This is a genomic window from Ruegeria sp. HKCCE3926, from assembly GCF_017872515.1.
Lineage (GTDB): Bacteria > Pseudomonadota > Alphaproteobacteria > Rhodobacterales > Rhodobacteraceae > Ruegeria.
The window spans coordinates 339,528-355,788 of record NZ_JAEDOU010000004.1 but is presented as its reverse complement, the minus strand read 5'-3'; the positions used below and the strand labels follow the sequence as shown (position 1 = coordinate 355,788).

Here is a 16,261-nt window from a genome sequence, read left to right as displayed (position 1 = left end):
GCTCGTCAGGCTCATAACCTGAAGGTCGTAGGTTCAAATCCTACTCCCGCAACCACCTTGGTCGAACAGAGCCTCGAACAAGCCGCCTCAGGGCGGCTTTGTTCATTCTGGGCCAGCCCAATCATTGCTGCCAGGGCACCCTCCAGTTCGATCTGCACGCCATCCCGTTCATGTTGGATCGTAACACGTTCGATCAAGCCCCGGATAATCTCCAAGGCTCCTGTACGGATCGACGGATCCGATAACGCCTGTGCCAGATCTGCGACCTTGGAGCGATAGAGTTCGGACAGATTTGGGTGCAGTCGCACCGGTGAGGGCGTAGGTTCTGAGAGCTTCGCCTCAAGATCGGCGATCTGCGCTTCAAGCTCTTCGAGTCTTGCTTGAAGTCCGGTGGTGCGAATGCCCTCGGCGATTGCGTCATAAAGCCCATTCAGTTTGCGCACGGCTTTGTCCCGGTCGGATTGCAGACGGGTCCGGACTTCCTCCGCTGTGCCTGCTTCTGCGTTGGCGGCTTCGCTGAAGGACTTGATAAAAGCGGCCACTGCGTCGGGCTGCATCAGACGCTGACGAAGCAAATCCAGAACGGCGTCTTCCAGGACATTGCGGCGAATGGAGTGCCTATGGGAACAAGTACCGAGTTTGCGGGCGGCAGAGCAGGCGAGGTAGTCGCGCCCGACTGTCGCGAGCGGCCCTCCGCAGGTGCCGCAGAATGCAAGACCTGTCAGAAGGTGCTTCTTGCGCCGCTTCTCCCAAAACTTGGTTTCCTTGATGGCTTTGACGCGGGGATCAGCCTCGATCTCGCCCTGCCGCTGTTTGACCGCCTCCCAAAGTTTATCCCCGACGATGCGCAGCTCTGGGACCTCCGTGATGATCCATTCGGAGGTATCGTTGAGACGGGAAACACGTCTGCCGGTCTCCGGGTCCTTGATGTAACGCAGCCGGTTCCAGACCAGGCGGCCGATGTAGAGCTCATTGTTAAGAAGGCCGGTTCCACGAGTGCGGTGCCCCCGGATTGCCGTGTCACGCCATAATTTACCACGGGGGCCTGGGACACCCTCGGTGTTGAGGCGGCGCGCAATGGCTTTTGGGGAGTGCCCTTCGGTGAACTCTTGAAGCACCCGTCGGACAATCTCAGCTTCCGCTGCGTTGATCACTCGTTCCCCCGTAACAGGTTGGCCGTAGGGCCCGAGACGCCGGACGACGTCGTAGCCATAGCTGTTGCCGCCACCGGAGCGTCCAAGCTCCACCCGCCCGCGAAGACCGCGCCGAGTTTTATCTGCCAGATCTTTGAGGAACAGTTGGTTCATGGTCCCCTTGAGACCCACATGCAACTCACTGATCTCGCCTTCGGTCAGAGTCATGATGCCGACCCCTGCAAAGCTCAGGCGTTTGAAAATCGCAGCGATGTCTGCCTGGTCTCGACTCAAGCGATCCAGCGCCTCCGCCAAGATCAGATCAACCCGTCCTTCCTGGGTTGCATTGAAGAGCGCTTGCAGCCCGGGACGCAACATGGACGCGCCAGAGACCGCCCGATCCGAATAGGCTTCAACAATGGTCCAGCCTTCGCGTTCTGCCCGCTCCCGGCACAGTCGCATCTGGTCTTCGATCGATGCGTCTCGCTGCATCTGGCTGGAGAAACGGGCATAGATTGCGACTCGGGTCATCGACAGACCTTTTTCTTCTGGTTGATCAGATCCGCGTAGTCGCGGCCTGCTTCAATGGTTTGGGCGTGAATGTAGTGATGCTCTGCCGTTCCGAAGCTCGTATGAGCCAATATTGGTCGGATCAGCTTTGCGTGTTCCGGAGAGGAGCGCGCCAATGTCGTTGCGGCGGCATCCCGGAAGAAATGCGGTGGGATGCGGCGACCCGTCAGCTTAAGCGTTTGATCAGCAATTCGGGGGCCTAGCGCGTTTTCTTTGAAAGGTAAGCCAGTTTTGCCAACCCATAGGACATCGTGCTGCTGTTGGCCACGCTCCAAAAAATAGGGGCGGACTTCGTTGACATAACGACGCAAGAGAGGCTCAACACTCTGGGGAACAACAGCCTCCCATGGCTGCCCTGATTTGGTCAGATCCCCGGGGAGCGCGACGGTCAAGGTGTCTGCTGTGACATGCAAGGATATGCCAATCCGAAGGCCGGCAAAGGCGCGTCGCCGCATCGGCATCAAAGCCAGCATGGCAATCATGGTGCCATCCCGCAGGCACATCATACGGCGCAGCGATGTTGGCGCCGCTTCTGCATGACCCGTCGCCAGAATCAGCCCTGCACGGAATAGAACCTCGCTGGACAACACACGCCCAAGTTTGCGATCCCGATCACCCCGTCCTGCGGTGCGCTTCAATCCCGCTTTCAATCTCCGCTGAGCGGACCAGTCCTGTGTCGGGTCAGCCGCGGAGAGGATACGCAAAACGCCGTCAATGAACATCAACCGGGTCATTGGCCGGGTGTGTGAGAGGTCCCGAAGCCAAGCGGACAGGCGCGGCAGAGTCGCGCGTCGAGCCGGAGGCAGTGTGATCGCATTCGCATCACTTGTAGTCAGCCATTGCAGCCATCGGGCATAGCGCAACTCCAAAGTCTTCAGCGAGGTCGCGCGTAGATGTGAGAGCGCGCCGCAATCGTCAAGCGGTCCACCTCCCGCCTGAAGGTTGAGCCACATCTCCTGGTCTTGCGCGGGCCATTCGTCGAGCGGCAGAATAAGGCTCATCAGCGACGTCCTTTTTTGGCATCGACCAGGTCAGCAAAGGCGCGTGTCGCCGACCGTGCCTCAAGACCGGAATACATGTTGATGGTGTGGTTGACCTCCGAATGCCCGAGCAAACGGCGCGCAACCTCGTAGCCGCCGGGATTGGCGTCGAGCCAGTTCATCACCGCGAAATGCCGAAACAGGTGGGCATTCATCTCCAACCCCGTTTCCTTCCGGATCCGTTTGGAGATGCGTGCCGAAAGGGCGTTCGGGTCGATTGGATCGCATCTCTTTCGGCGCGGAAACAGCCAAGGCGTTCCCGCGGGGCAGAGTTCCGGACAGCGAGTTTTGAGATGGGCGTCGATCATGCGCAATACATCCCGTGGGATCTCGAACTCGACAGGTCGCTCATTTTTGGTCTCGCCGCCTTCCAGAACCAGGTAGGCTCGGCCATCGCCGGGACGGTGCAGGTGGCGTTCCAGGTGGATGTCAGCCAGGTTCTTCACGCGAACCGGGCAGACCAGAAGGATGGCGATGGCGAGCGCATCTTCGCGCGCCAGAGCCCAGCCATACGGCTTGGAGGTGCCGCGTGGTCGCGCGAAAACCCGTTCAGGCAGAAGCAGCAGGCGCTGCTGATGCCGGTCCTCCTGCAACACCCGCAGCCGGCTTCGGTTTTTTTGGGTCATGCCATTCTGAGGTTTTACCGCAAGACGCGCGGCAAGCCCCGACAGCGCGTCCCGGGTGTCATCGGATGCATTGAGTATCCGGGCCAGGTTGCGGAGCAGCGCGGCGATCTCGCTGATCATCTTTGTGGTCTGGTTGTTGGTGCGCGATAACATCTGGCGCAAACCCCGTTCAGCCATCATCGGATTGATCAGGATGTCCAATCCGCCAATCTCCGCGATCGGGATACCAGAGTGAACGAGTTCGGAGGCAAACCGAACCAACTGTCTTTGGTATTGGGACAGGGTCGGGGGTCGGAGTGCCCTGTTTTGACCGTCATCTGCCAAGGGGTCTGGATTGGACAGACGATGTATCAGCTTTGCAAGAGCGGTTTGGAAGGGCGCTGGAAACGCGGTCACCGGAAAAGTGATGACCTTCTGGCGCGATTCCAGAGGCAGAGTGACGTTGGGCCATTGTGAAATACGTCGAGCCGCCAGGTTCCAGCCGTTGACAGCGGCACGATGTGAAACATCAGGAGATTTGCTGATCTCGTTATGCTCAAGGGCTACTCGATAGGCTTGAGCATGCTCCTCACAGACAGTGGCAGGTTTGACACCCTGCCGGTTCAAAAAATGCACGAAGCGGCAGAGCGCGGGTTGCAATGTCTTGTCGCCGGACGCCAGTACATTCGCCCAGAGCGCTTGCCAATCGGGAGACAGATCATCGATCCGGTTGAAGCGCCGTTCCACCAGCCCGAAATGCGCGAGCGCAGCCCGTGCATCACTGACCGCGTTTTGCCAGCTCTTTGGTGAAAGACCGAGTGCAGCCGGTGTGACTTTGGAAAGACGGGGCTGCAACCAGCGGCTATCGCAAGGCACATCCTCAGGAGGCAATCCAAGGGCTTTGGATGCACGGCGCAGGCCGGAGATCATATCGCGGCGGCGTCCGTCTGTCAGAGAGCTATCGGAGCGCAGCTGTTCGATAAGCTCGGCAAACATCGGTGTGTCGGCTTTGACGAAGGCTATTGTCAATGGAACGGGGCTCTGGCTAGTCATCGGGTCTGTGTTCCTTTGGACATGTCAGGTCTCGGGTGGACGGGTGTGGACAGGAGGTCCGATTCGGGAAAAGCGTAGCACAGAAAGTCAGAAACTTTCGGCTACACCCTCTTCCCGAAATGCACATAACGCATTGACATAAATGGACATTAATAGACGTGAGTTCCTACCAGCAATGTGTCTGCCGGTAGGCGGCATGAGCTGCCGGATCAATGCGGATGAGGCGTCCGCCGGGGCCCACCCGAATAACCTCAAGCAGGCCTGCCGCAATCGCACGGCGCACCGTCTTCTCCGAGCAATTGTCCAGCTCAGCGATGTCCTTCACCGTCAGCAGCTGGCGGGTTCGGCTCTTCTTCATATCGATCCGTGACATCCTGTTGCGCCTCCTTTTGGTCAGAGGCGTTCCGGCCCAGTTCCCGTACTGCCTGGGCAGCCAGCAGTCGAACTAACTGGTCAATCGCAGTCTCAACCTGCTGGTGCGCGTGGTCGTTAGAAGGGGATAGGGAAGGAACGCTTGTCATGCCGTGACCATGACAACGCGGGCTTGCTCCTTCTAAGTGTATTGATTGGCCAATTCCGGCGGCGCCCAACGCTCTTTCTCTTCACGCTCAAGCTTGCCGCGAAAATCGTCTATATCCACGCGGATCGTCTCACCGCTCAGGATTTGCCCCGGCTCGGTGATCATCTTCACGACAGCCTGGATAAAGTTGACGAGCGGACCTTGCCGTTGTCCTCCGGGGCGCCCGTCTGAGTATGTTGTATAGGTCAGAGGGCGACCGGCATCTTTCCAGATGTAACAGCAGCTCTCGACGATGTACTGACGGCGTTTGTCGCGCGAGAACCGCTTGTCTCGGGGCGACATCTCTGCAACTGCGCCGGGGGTCACAAGGATGTGCCGAATGTCATCTATGACATCCTGAGTAAGTGTCGTTGCGGTCTCAAGCTTGTCGAGGACTTGGTCAAGAAGGTCTCCATCTTCTGGCGTCGCCGCGAAATAAGTCGAAAGCGAGCCCAATGCGTTCCGGAGTTCTTGGGGACCAATGGAACTCTGTTTTGCTTTCCGCAAAAGTTGCTTGAGGTGCTTTTGACCTCGTTCAATCGCTTGCGAGCGTCAGACCTCAGTCAGATTGATTGCGATGTCGTCGTCGTTATTGAGGCAGTTCCCAAGAAACACAGAGAGTTCGCGTACGAGCTTAGTCGGCAGGTCAAACTGTTCAGCCAAGCTCCCGATCATGTCCTTGGAAAGAGCGCCGCGTTCTCCATAACAGCCAAGCTTCCACGACATCGAGCTTTTGATCCCATCCATGTGCGGATAGATGGAATAGTCACCTTCAGTATCTGTAACGTCTCGATTGCCCTTCAGACCGCTGCCCGCGTTAGCGCTCATGTTGTTCTCCGTTTGGCACATTCTAGGGTCTGGTCGCACATCCAAAAGCTTACGTGTATCAAGGCAGTACCGATTGCTGAGGAAGCTTGCCGGTTGAAGCAAGTCGACCCCTCCAAAAGTTGCACACAAACAATAGAACAGGAAGAGAACAGCTTGTGCTCCAGCTAATGCTTGATCGTCCAAGGCGGTTTTAACGCTATTTCGGTAGCAGACTGCACACCGCACTGTAGTGGATACATGCGCCTGCCGAGTGACCGGTCGCTTTGCCGCTAGAGCAGACATTGAACCCAATACACCGAATGACCGCACCGAGCCCTAAGTAGACCTTAGGGACCAGCACAGCATTCGTCGTGAACGGGCGGAAAATGGACCTTCGCTGCAGGATGGACTAATGTCCGCTTGCGGCTACCTAAAGTGACCTGCAATTGCAGGTCTGTGTGCTTTCACCACGCATTCCAAAGATCAAAGAGGAGCCGCAGCAACTGCAGACACAGACTTCGATGAATTAATCGCTATGCCGCAGCTTAGCTGAATGCGCGAGAACGGTACTGTGTCGGCGATTGTCCAAACCAGGTGCGGAACGCGCGCCGGAAGCTGTTGACCTCGGAGAAACCAAGATAAAAGGCGATTTGAGACAGGTTCAGGTCGTTTTCACTCAAGAGCATCTTTGCCCGACTAACTTGTTCGGACAGCGCGATCTCCTTGAACGTCACATCTTCGATCCGAAGCTGACGCTGCAATGTCCGAACCCCGACCCCAAGCGCCGCCGCGACATCGTCGACCGCGGCGCTGCCGTTGTTGAGTTGCATGCGAAGCGCTTGGCGTACCGTTTCGGCATGTGTGCGGGGCGGGCGGTTCAACCGCAACCTCTCTATGCCTGCAGCCGTCATTTGCACGCGTCCGCCTTCGTCAAGGCGGGTCGGCGTCTGAAGTTGCGACATCGGAATTGCGATCCCCGGAAAATCTGCATTGGCCCGGACTTCTGTGCCGAGCAATCGTGCAAATGCAACTTTCTGAAGCCTGTGCTCAGCCGGAAGTTCGACCCAATCTGGCACCCAGCTTGTCCCAAGGTAGGGACGCACAAGAGCGATTAGGATCGAAGGAATTTCCTGCTCAAGCAATTGAGCCCCGATGCTCTTTTCAAATTGCACCCCGAAACTGAATACCAGACAATTTCCGTCGGTTCGTGTGCGAATTTGGGTCCCTCGTTGGAGAAAGGGCAGCGCCCGGGCGGCACGTTGAAGGGCGATGTCCAACCGAGAAGCCCCAAGCGCATAGCTCGAAAACGGATCAGGCCGGTTGAGAGAAGAGTAGGCAAAGTCTTTCGCCATGATCGCCCCGAGATGGCGCTCTCCAATTTTGCCGGAAATCGTTTCCAGAAGCTGTGCATGATACCGTATCGGCAGCGGAACCGGAGGGCCTTCAAGCACCGTGCGGGTTAACCCAACATCTTTGAGCGCACGTTCAACGAGCCTTGGGGACGCCATCTGGTCCAGGGCGTCGAGTGTCGGGAGTAAACCCCTTGAGTTCTGCATCGGGTCGCGCACGCGCTCACTATGTCGTCGATTGATCACTTTGAGAAGTGTTTGGCCCATCCCAACGCCATTCTTGGCCGCCTACCTGAGGAATGAGCCAAACAAAGCGACCGAAATTGGAACGGTAGCGCTCTGACCCCAAAGGAGATTGAAATGAAAACGGTATCCTCTTTCCTTGCCATCGTTGCCGCCGCAGGCCTTGCCGTGCCTGCTTTTGCGGAGGCCCCGGTGACGGTGAATGTGACCAATTTTGTGCGAGCTGAGACCGACATGTATCATCAGCGCATTGTTGATCTGGGTGGCTTTGGTGGGTTGATGCATATCCGCGAACCGGTACCACTGGATGCGCAGGATGTGATCCGCATGAACCGTGATACACTTTATTCCGGCGTCGTGATCAATCTGACCGAGCCCGCCTCGATTGTGCTGCCAGACTCCGAAGGGCGCTTTATGTCCATGCTGATTCTCAACCAGGATCACTATGTGGTTGGCGTTGTACATGACGCGGGCACCTATCATTTCACTGAAGAGGAGGTCGGCACGCGTTATATGTCGGTCCTGTTCAGGACGTTCGCAGACGAGAATGACCCATCAGACATTGCCCTGGCCAACACGCTTCAGGACGCCATTGAAGTACATCAGTCTGACGCCGGAAGCTTTGAGGTACCAAACTGGGACGCCGCCTCCCGTGATTTGACACGCGAACTGCTGCTTCCGTTGGCGCAAGGGCTCAGTGGTAACACGTTTGAGGTGTTTGGGACGGCCGACGCCGTAAATCCAATCTCGCATTTGGTCGGCGCGGCGGCCGGATGGGGCGGCAACCCACCTGCGGCGGCGGTTTATGACGGCCAATATCCGGTGTTGGGCGATGGCACAATTCCCCACATCCTGACTGTCGGCGACGTCCCTGTAGACGGTTTCTGGTCGGTCACAGTCTATGATGCGAGCGGTTACATGGTGCCCAACGACGCAGGGGCCTATTCGGTCAACAACGTGACTTCCGTTCCCAACGAGGACGGCACCGTGACCATACATTTCGGGGATTGTGAGGATGGTCGGGTGAACTGTTTGCCGATCATGGACGGGTGGAACTACGTCGTGCGCCTGTATCAGCCGGGTCCAGAGATCCTTGAAGATGGCTGGGCCTTCCCGATTGCCCTGCCCATTGATCAGACATCCTGATCAACGCTTCGCGTCATTGCCTCGGTCGGCGGTTGTCCGACCGGGGCTTTATTTTGCCACCTGCCTCCCTTGGTTTGCACATCACAGGTCTGCTTCAAGACAAAAGCCCCAAGCAGACGCCCTTTTGTCGTCAAATGATCACTTTCGGCGGTCGCAAGGTGCAAGGCGCGAAATTACCTCAAGTTCATCAAAGACAATCACGGAAATATCAAACGTAGGAGATTGAAATGAAACGTCGTTCCGTTCTGAAAATTGCCCTGACCACCGCTCTTGTTGCAGCACTTTCGGTGCCCGCCTTTGCGGTGGAAACAAAGCCCGTAGCCTCTGGCGATGTTTTGCCAATGGCCGCCCGCGAGGTCCCCGTGCCGGTTGGAGTTTCTCCGCAGCTGGCGGACCTGATCGGGTCCCGCGTCGTGCCTGACACGCTTCCAGAACCGGCCACTTTGCAAGAGTGGTTGGCCGCGCAGGCACAATTGGATGCGGTCAATGCACAATCAGCTGAGATGATGCTGGCCAAGACCGGCGCGACATACGTCGTTGAAGATGTGGCGGGCGTCACAACCTACCGTGTCACTCCTGCGGAGATCGATGCGCGTTGGGCCGACACGGTTTTTTTGCATGTCCACGGCGGCGCTTTTGTTTTTAACGGTGGCAAGGCGGCCATCACCGAGGCTGCATGGCTGGCACACGGGCTGGGTGTTGAGGTAATCTCCGTTGATTACAGCCGCCCACCCCTGCATCCGTTTCCGGCTGCAACCGATGATGTGATCGCGGTCTGGACTGAAATCATTCAGGACTTTGACCCGGCCAAGATCGCCATGTTTGGCACATCGGCAGGCGGGAACCTGACGCTCTCTACGGCCCTGCAACTGCGCGATGCCAGTATGCCGATGCCTGGAGCGATCATGGCGGGCACTCCCGCCACCGATCTTGCCAATGTGTCCGACAGCTGGATCACGCTGAAAGGTCTCGATCCGCTGGCCGGTCACGACGGGGCGATTGCAGGCACATTTGCGCTTTATGCAGGTGAAACCGATCTTGCGGATCCGCGCCTGTCTCCGGTCAATGGCGACCTTGAAGGCATGCCGCCTGCAATCTTTCTGACCGGCACGCGGGATCTGTTGCTCAGTGACACAGTGCGGATGCATCGCGCCATGCGGGATGCGGATGTGATTGCCGACCTGCACGTCTACGACGGCCAGTCGCACGGCGACTACATCGCAGGCTACATGGTCGATGCCCCGGAAACGCAGGATGCGCTGCGTGAACTCAACACTTTCTTTGACCTTCATCTGAAGTAAGCCCACGGCCCAAGGCAATCGACACAGTTGCCTTGGGCGTCCAACCCCGAATTTTTCTCAAAGGTGCGCATATGCCCAGTTTCAGCGCTCAAATTCACACTCTCAAATATCTCTTCATTGCTGTTGCCGCGATCCAACTGGTGACCGCGGCGTCCGGCACAATTGTCGCCCTGTATTTCGCGGAAACCGGTGCTTCGCAGGAAATCGCCGCGCTTGCACCGGCGGCCTACTCGCTGGGGTTCCTGATTGGCTGCTTTTACATCGCTGGTTGGATCACCAGTATTGGCCACATCCGCGCCTTTTCGGCGGCCGCCGCTATTTGTACGGCTGCGGCTTTGCTCTTTTCGGTCACAGATCACGAACCCACCCTTTTGTTTGTGCGGCTTATGACAGGCATCGCCACAGCCGGGCTGTTTGCCATCGGCGACGCTTGGATCAGCGAAACTGTGGATGGGACGTCGCGCGGGCGCCTGCTTGCGGTGTTTGCCATCATTCTGGGCCTGATGTCGGTGTTGAGCCAGGTTATCGTGATCGTGACTCCAGACGATTTGAACCAGTCTTTTGTGTTGGTGTCTTTGCTGTACTGTCTCGCTATCGTCGTGATTGCAGCCGCGCCAAGCACGCCACCGGAAGGCAAAGAGCGGGCCAATGTGCGTGTAAAAGCCCTTTTCATAGATGCCCCCACAGCTGCCTTTGGCGCGCTCGCTGTTGGCATAGTCTCCACGGTTTTCATGAATGTTGTGCCATATCGGGCGGCGACCATGGGCGTCGACGCCGTGGACGTAGCGATCGCAATGGGCGCGGTCTACGTCGGGCGTATCCTGTTTCTCTACCCGCTGGGGCTTGCCTCTGACCGGATGGACCGCCGGAAGGTCATTCTGGTCGCCTCCGCAGTGGCAACTTTCGCGCTCTTGATCTTCGCATTCTTTTCCACCGGGGATGGTGTTCGCCATGCGAGCTTGGTGGGAACACCCCTCTACCGTCTCCTATTTGTCGGTCTGGTTCTGCTCGGTGGATCGATGCTCACGCTTTATGCGCTTTTGCTGGCGCATGCGATGGACCGGACCGTGCCCGTTTATGTAGCATCGAGTGCTGTAACCATGCTTTTTGTGTTCACCATTGGCGGCATTATCGGCCCACTCCTGACAAGCGTTGTCTCGGCTGTGTTTGGCGACCTGGCCATGAACTGGATGCTCGCCATCGTGATGGCCGCTTTCACAGCCTTGGTTGTTGTGCGGATCAAAACGGTCGCACCTGCAGCAAAAGCTGAACAAACCAACTTTAAGGCGGCAGAGACCACCAGTCTCAAATCTGCACCAACCCAGAAACGCTAAGGCAGGAGACCCAAAATGACTTTTTCTACTTCAAACATCCTGCGCGCGGAGAAAGCGACGGTACTGATCTGGTTGGTGTTTGTCGCATTGACCTTCGCCGGTGATCTGATCAAGCCCGCCGCCATGGGCTCTGGCATGTCCTGGCTGCTGCTGGGCGGTATCTTTGGCGTGATGTTGGCTGCGGTGTTTCGTGTGGTGCATCACGCGGAATGTCTGGCCGTCATCTTCGGTGAGCCTTATGGCACACTGATCCTGACGCTCTCGGTGATCGGCATCGAGGTGGCGCTTATCACAGCGGTTATGTTGACCGGGGACAACAACCCGACACTGGCGCGGGACACTATGTTCTCGGTGCTGATGATCGTGATGAACGGGCTGGTTGGATTGAGCCTCCTGATTGGCGGCCTGCGCCATGGGCTGCAAGTGTTCAACCTCTCGGGAGCCAATGCCTATCTCGTGGTCCTGCTTCCCGTCGCCATCGTAAGCCTTGTGCTGCCAAGCTTCACCACATCTGCACCCGGCGGTGGCCTCTCTGCCCTGCAAACAGTGTTTATGATCGGGATGTCGGTTGTGCTCTATGGCATTTTCCTCGTCTATCAGACCGCCGGCAAACCAGAAATCTTCCGCCAGCCCGCAGATGAACTGCCAACCACAGCAGGATCGGACGCGCACCATCTCGAAACCAAAAGTGTTGGCTTTCACGTGGTCTGGCTGGTTCTGGCAATGCTGCCACTGGTTCTGATGTCCAAAAAGCTCGCGCTGTTTGTCGACTTCAAACTTCTGGAATTTGGCGCGCCCGTTGCGCTTGGCGGTTTCCTCGTGGCTGCTATGATCCTGACCCCCGAAGCGCTGGCTGCTCTGGACGCAGCGCGCGCCAACAAGCTGCAACGGGCCGTCAACATCTGCCTTGGCTCAGCACTGGCCACAATCGGCCTGACAGTGCCCGCAGTTCTGATCGCTGCGCATTTTGTCGGCCTTCCGATTGAGCTCGGCTTGGGAGGCGCTGAGATCGTGCTACTGGCTCTGACCCTTGGGATCAGCATTCTGACCTTCGTAGGAACCCGCACAAATGCGCTTCAGGGCGTCGTGCATCTGGCCGCCTTTATGGCCTACGTGTTCCTGATTTTCGACGGGTCGTGACGGAGCCAAAACCTCTCTATCCATTTGGGAAGCCACGTTTCAGTGGCTTTCCAATCTCCTTCCCGCGAGCGACGCAAAAGCCGACATTGTCATTGGGTTGTGCCAACGACGGCTTTGGGCCGGTTTTCGATTTTCAAGGTCGAAGCAGTACAAGTTTTCTAATACAACATTCACGCAAACGCTGCATCGTTTGATACTTTGTTTCAAAAGCTGGTCATGCTCTGATGTAATCATGAAAATGAATAGAACCGCGCTAGCCTATGGGGCATTGTTGCTCGCAATGCTGATCAGCGCTGGGAACTTCTTGTTCGGCAATCTGGCAGTTAGTGAAGTGCACCCGGTTGTACTGACATTTTGGCGCTGCTTGATTGCGGCAATGTTTGTTTTTCCTCTTGTTATGAGAGGGCGGAGCAAACCGCTCCAACACTTCAAAAGAAGTTGGCTCCGCTTTACAATCCTTGCTTGCATTGGTGTGGTGGCGACGCCTTGGTTTGTATATTCAGCGCTCCGATCCAATGACCTAATAGATCTTGGCGCGGGGTACACCAGTGTGCCTTTGTTGACGATCTTGTTTTCTGCATTCCTGCTTAACGAACGCTTGCGTTCTGTCCAGTATTTGGGCGTAATAATTGCACTCATTGGGGCGCTGGTTTTTGCGTTTCGTGGTGATCTAGAAAACCTATTCAATTTCAACCCGCATCTCGCCTTCCTGTTGATGATAACGTCCAATGCTTGCCGCGGGCTATATTTGGTTCTTCTCAAAAAATGGAACATGCACCCCAGGCCTGACGAAGGCTTGTTCGTGATTTTCATTGTTGGAATTGTCGTTCTGCTGCCGTTTGTCGTGATTCACGAAGCTGGCACGGTTCAACCGTTAGACTATTCCTGGCAGGTCTGGGGCTCGATCTTGTTCATTGGAGTTGGCATGGGTGCTATCTATCTCCATTTGCTCAATTTCGGGACAAACGAAGTTGGCGCATCAACTGCTTCCCTATTTGCATATCTCGTACCGATACTCGTTGCGGTCGAAGCCGTTGCTCTAAAGGGTATGGACTTTCAGATTTATCAAGGCGTCGGCGGTGTGCTGATTATCGGTGGTGTTCTAATCGCAACCCGATTGCACAGTCGACCAGCTGCTACGGACCATCCGCCTCATTGATAGGTGCGCTGCCAGTGGAACGGTATCTGGCATCGTTTTTGGGTGCCGCGATTTGAATGGAATATTTTACCGCACTGCCCAGCCAACAAGACGCGAAGCTCAATCCGGTAAACCAGCTTTCATGAGGTCACCGACAAATTTGTCAAGATCGCGTTGTTGAAGGTTTTCGAACGCCAGACGGACGCGCGAACAAGACATGTCGGGGCGTTTTTCCTGGCTCTGGCGAATTATTCGTCTCGCCTCGTCTGTGGCTTTTCCCCGTATCAATATTGCCGCCAACACATAGCGGCCGAATGGATCAACCGATTTCCCCTCTAATGCTGTTCTCGCACAAGCCTCGGCCTGGTCAAATCTGTCGAGAAAATAAAGACAAAATGCTTTAGCCAACAACTTGATCTTGAAATATGGACCGGATGGGCCAAATCGGGTTGCGGTCTCAAAATGCGGTAACGCAAGCGTCGCCTGCCCATTTGCGAGATGCGCATATCCAAGGACCAAATGTGCGTTTGCTGCGCTTGGGTTGAGGCTGACTGCGAGTTCTGCCTCTGCTATCGCGGTGTCGTGTCTGTCAAACTGGGTGTATGCACGGGCGAGGCTGGCATGCGCGAAACTACTTTGTTCATCCAGTGCCACAGCGCGCTCTGCGTGATAGAGTGCACGTTCCTTCGCCCCTTCCCGATCATCGACCTGGTCAAAGAACAGTTTCCGAAGCTCGGCATTTGCCATCACTGCATGCGCAAGCGCATAGTCCGGCGTCATGTCGATGGTTCTGGCTAATATATCCTTTGCCTTTTGAGTATCTTCATCTGTGAATTTGAATAGATGCCACAGTGCTTTTTGAACTTTGTCCCAAACGTTGACCTCACCACGTTTTAGTCGGGCTTGTTCACGCAAGTCGAACCGCAACTCCCAATCTATATGCCCAACAACGGCCGAAGCGATTTCCTCCTGCAGGGAAAAAACATCATCCGTTTTGTGGTCCAGGCGATCGGCCCAAAGATCATGCCCATTCGATGTATCTACCAGATGGGCCGTTACGCGAACGCGTTGATCGTCATAGCGCACGCTGCCTTCCACCAAATAATGCGCCCCGAGACGTTGCGCGATTTCCTCGCCGGCTAGTGAAGCATCCTTGAGGAGCTTGGTGGAAGTGGGTGAGACCACCGACAGCCAATCCACCTTTGCAAGTTCGGTCACAAGTTCATGGTTGATGCCCGCCACAAATCCATTGTCGTCACTTTGCCCACTGATACAGTCGAATGGCAACACTGCGATTACCGGCTTTTGCGGCGTTGGAAGCTGAGTGACCATCTGATCAAACAGACGGTCTTTTTCGGCTGGAGGCTCGGTCATTGGTGCAAGGGTTTCGGCCTCAGGTTGAGAGCCTGACAAAGGTTCCAGTGTTGTCGGAAATCGAAACACAGGTCCGTGCCTGGGCCATTCGACATTGTTGAGTGTCATGTAGTCTTTGAGATTGTGAGCTGCGTACAAGAATGCGTGGCTGCGTGCACCGACGCTGAGGTTCTTGTGCGCGAAATTCAGGCCCACTGCTACACGGGCCAGCAAGTATTGGCTTTCCATAAAGCTGAGCCGATGGCTTTCGTGGCGCTCAACCCAACTCATAGCCCCTCGTCGGAGAGTTCTGACGAACTCGACGATGCCGACGTCATCTTGCCAAAGCCCCAATGTGTGGTGTTTTGAATGAAAGAGGCCAAGGTCATCAAGGATGGCATCCCATTGAGCAGGACTACAGTTTCCGCGTCGTGCCAGCAGGTATGCCAACTCAAAATACGCATGATCGTAAAACAAAAACTGGTTGTCTTCGTATAGCGCCAAATCGATCAGAAAATAATCAGGATCGCGGCTTTGGTGCGCTCGAACCAGTACATTGTACCCATGGAGATCCCCATGCACGCGACCTTGCGCCGCTCTGAGGCTCAATCGGCCTGGCAGTTTCTCGTCGCAGGCAAAGGCCAACGGATTCGGGTACCAATGCCCTTCAAACATTAGGCAACGTTCGTTCGGATCATGACTGCAAACATCCGAAAGGAACTGGTGTAGACGACCTAGATCGGGATCCAGTCTGTAGCCGAGCCATCCGGAAAGAAGATCCCGGGGCGAGTGCAATCCGGGTGCCATTTCATAATCGACGTTCCAGTCGTCAAGGAGACTTCTCGACAGCCGCTGAAGAACGTTCAGGGCGAGCTCGTAGCCACAATCGTTCCAGGGAAGCGAATACTCAAGTCCTTGCGCCACGACCGTGGAAAGGATCGCGATCTTACCGTCGTGTTCCAAAGAATGGACGATGCGTGCCAGATGCTTTGATCCAAACGCAGGAACCGCCTCGAACGCCTCCAGATGCCTTTGGTTTTCGGCTTTTTCTTTCCATTCCGGATCGGGAAGGGCGTCAAATTTGAGAATGGCCTGACCACTGAATCCATCGCATGTAATGTCGACAATATAGACAAGGGCACCGGACTTTCCGGCGCTTAGCTGACGGTGAAAGTAAACTTCATTCTCTACTGACCACTTGTCAGTTATCAGTGGCAGAAGCTCGATATATGCTTCAGGCCATGAGAGATCATCGATGGCGGGCATTAACGTCACTCCGCAGAAGTGCGGCCAAGGAAGGTGTATATCCGTAAGGCGGCACCGTTTCCTGACATGATACACAAGCGATAGTGTGAACCAAGGCGTTTAAATCGACCGGTCAGAGCTTTCTACGCGACGGCTGGATCTGCCCTACACAGCCCGAAGGGCTGCAACATGCGTGAAAGTCCGCTTTACGAGAAGATACCGATGAGCATTTGAACGAGATTAAT

Annotated in this window: 14 protein-coding genes; 6 read left to right on the top strand and 8 right to left on the bottom strand. The window is 56.0% G+C overall.

Annotation, left to right across the window (positions count from 1 at the left end):
- Positions 1 to 11 precede the first annotated feature (11 nt).
- The 3 genes from I9184_RS13570 to I9184_RS13560 are packed head-to-tail and all read right to left on the bottom strand — an operon-like array spanning position 12 to position 3,570.
- Positions 12 to 1,664 carry a recombinase family protein gene (locus tag I9184_RS13570; RefSeq protein WP_209834803.1) on the bottom strand — a complete coding sequence of 551 codons (1,653 nt, stop codon included), beginning with the start codon at positions 1,662 to 1,664 and terminating at the stop codon, positions 12 to 14.
- Entirely contained in the window at positions 1,661 to 2,704 is a 1,044-nt protein-coding gene (locus I9184_RS13565; RefSeq protein WP_209834801.1) for a site-specific integrase, read from the bottom strand. Before I9184_RS13565 ends, I9184_RS13570 begins: the two co-directional genes overlap by 4 nt.
- Positions 2,704 to 3,570 carry a site-specific integrase gene (locus I9184_RS13560; protein WP_209834799.1) on the bottom strand — a complete coding sequence of 289 codons (867 nt, stop codon included), beginning with the start codon at positions 3,568 to 3,570 and terminating at the stop codon, positions 2,704 to 2,706. The genes I9184_RS13565 and I9184_RS13560 overlap by 1 nt, the downstream gene beginning before the upstream one ends.
- 330 nt (positions 3,571 to 3,900) lie before the next feature.
- On the opposite strand from I9184_RS13560, the gene I9184_RS13555 reads away from it, so the two are divergent.
- Positions 3,901 to 4,158, top strand: coding sequence for a hypothetical protein (locus I9184_RS13555; protein WP_171724792.1), 258 nt, complete (start codon positions 3,901 to 3,903; stop codon positions 4,156 to 4,158).
- A 409-nt stretch (positions 4,159 to 4,567) separates the two neighbouring features.
- Here I9184_RS13555 and I9184_RS13550 read toward each other — a convergent pair whose 3' ends face one another.
- From I9184_RS13550 to I9184_RS13535, 4 genes are all read right to left on the bottom strand, one after another.
- A complete protein-coding gene (locus I9184_RS13550) occupies positions 4,568 to 4,774 on the bottom strand; it encodes a helix-turn-helix domain-containing protein (protein WP_209834797.1) in 207 nt (68 codons plus the stop codon).
- A gap of 180 nt (positions 4,775 to 4,954) precedes the next feature.
- Entirely contained in the window at positions 4,955 to 5,416 is a 462-nt protein-coding gene (locus tag I9184_RS13545) for a hypothetical protein (protein ID WP_209834795.1), read from the bottom strand.
- 96 nt (positions 5,417 to 5,512) lie between these two features.
- Entirely contained in the window at positions 5,513 to 5,788 is a 276-nt protein-coding gene (locus tag I9184_RS13540; RefSeq protein ID WP_209834793.1) for a hypothetical protein, read from the bottom strand.
- Positions 5,789 to 6,312: 524 nt separating this feature from the next.
- Complete coding sequence (locus I9184_RS13535; protein WP_170507295.1) at positions 6,313 to 7,383, bottom strand: AraC family transcriptional regulator; 1,071 nt, start codon at positions 7,381 to 7,383, stop codon at positions 6,313 to 6,315.
- 93 nt (positions 7,384 to 7,476) lie between these two features.
- Between I9184_RS13535 and I9184_RS13530 the strand changes: the two genes are divergently transcribed.
- From I9184_RS13530 to I9184_RS13510, 5 genes are all read left to right on the top strand, one after another.
- Positions 7,477 to 8,505: a DUF1214 domain-containing protein gene (locus I9184_RS13530; RefSeq protein WP_209834791.1), complete on the top strand. Its 1,029-nt coding sequence runs from the start codon at positions 7,477 to 7,479 to the stop codon at positions 8,503 to 8,505.
- A 227-nt stretch (positions 8,506 to 8,732) separates the two neighbouring features.
- Entirely contained in the window at positions 8,733 to 9,806 is a 1,074-nt protein-coding gene (locus I9184_RS13525; RefSeq protein ID WP_170782158.1) for an alpha/beta hydrolase, read from the top strand.
- 71 nt (positions 9,807 to 9,877) lie between these two features.
- Positions 9,878 to 11,140, top strand: coding sequence for an MFS transporter (locus tag I9184_RS13520; protein WP_171724797.1), 1,263 nt, complete (start codon positions 9,878 to 9,880; stop codon positions 11,138 to 11,140).
- A gap of 15 nt (positions 11,141 to 11,155) precedes the next feature.
- Complete coding sequence (locus I9184_RS13515; RefSeq protein WP_171724798.1) at positions 11,156 to 12,280, top strand: calcium:proton antiporter; 1,125 nt, start codon at positions 11,156 to 11,158, stop codon at positions 12,278 to 12,280.
- A 232-nt stretch (positions 12,281 to 12,512) separates the two neighbouring features.
- Positions 12,513 to 13,439 carry a DMT family transporter gene (locus I9184_RS13510; protein WP_171638578.1) on the top strand — a complete coding sequence of 309 codons (927 nt, stop codon included), beginning with the start codon at positions 12,513 to 12,515 and terminating at the stop codon, positions 13,437 to 13,439.
- Positions 13,440 to 13,538: 99 nt separating this feature from the next.
- Here the strand turns inward: I9184_RS13510 and I9184_RS13505 are convergent, their stop codons facing one another.
- Positions 13,539 to 16,037 carry a tetratricopeptide repeat protein gene (locus I9184_RS13505; RefSeq protein ID WP_209834789.1) on the bottom strand — a complete coding sequence of 833 codons (2,499 nt, stop codon included), beginning with the start codon at positions 16,035 to 16,037 and terminating at the stop codon, positions 13,539 to 13,541.
- Positions 16,038 to 16,261: the final 224 nt, after the last annotated feature.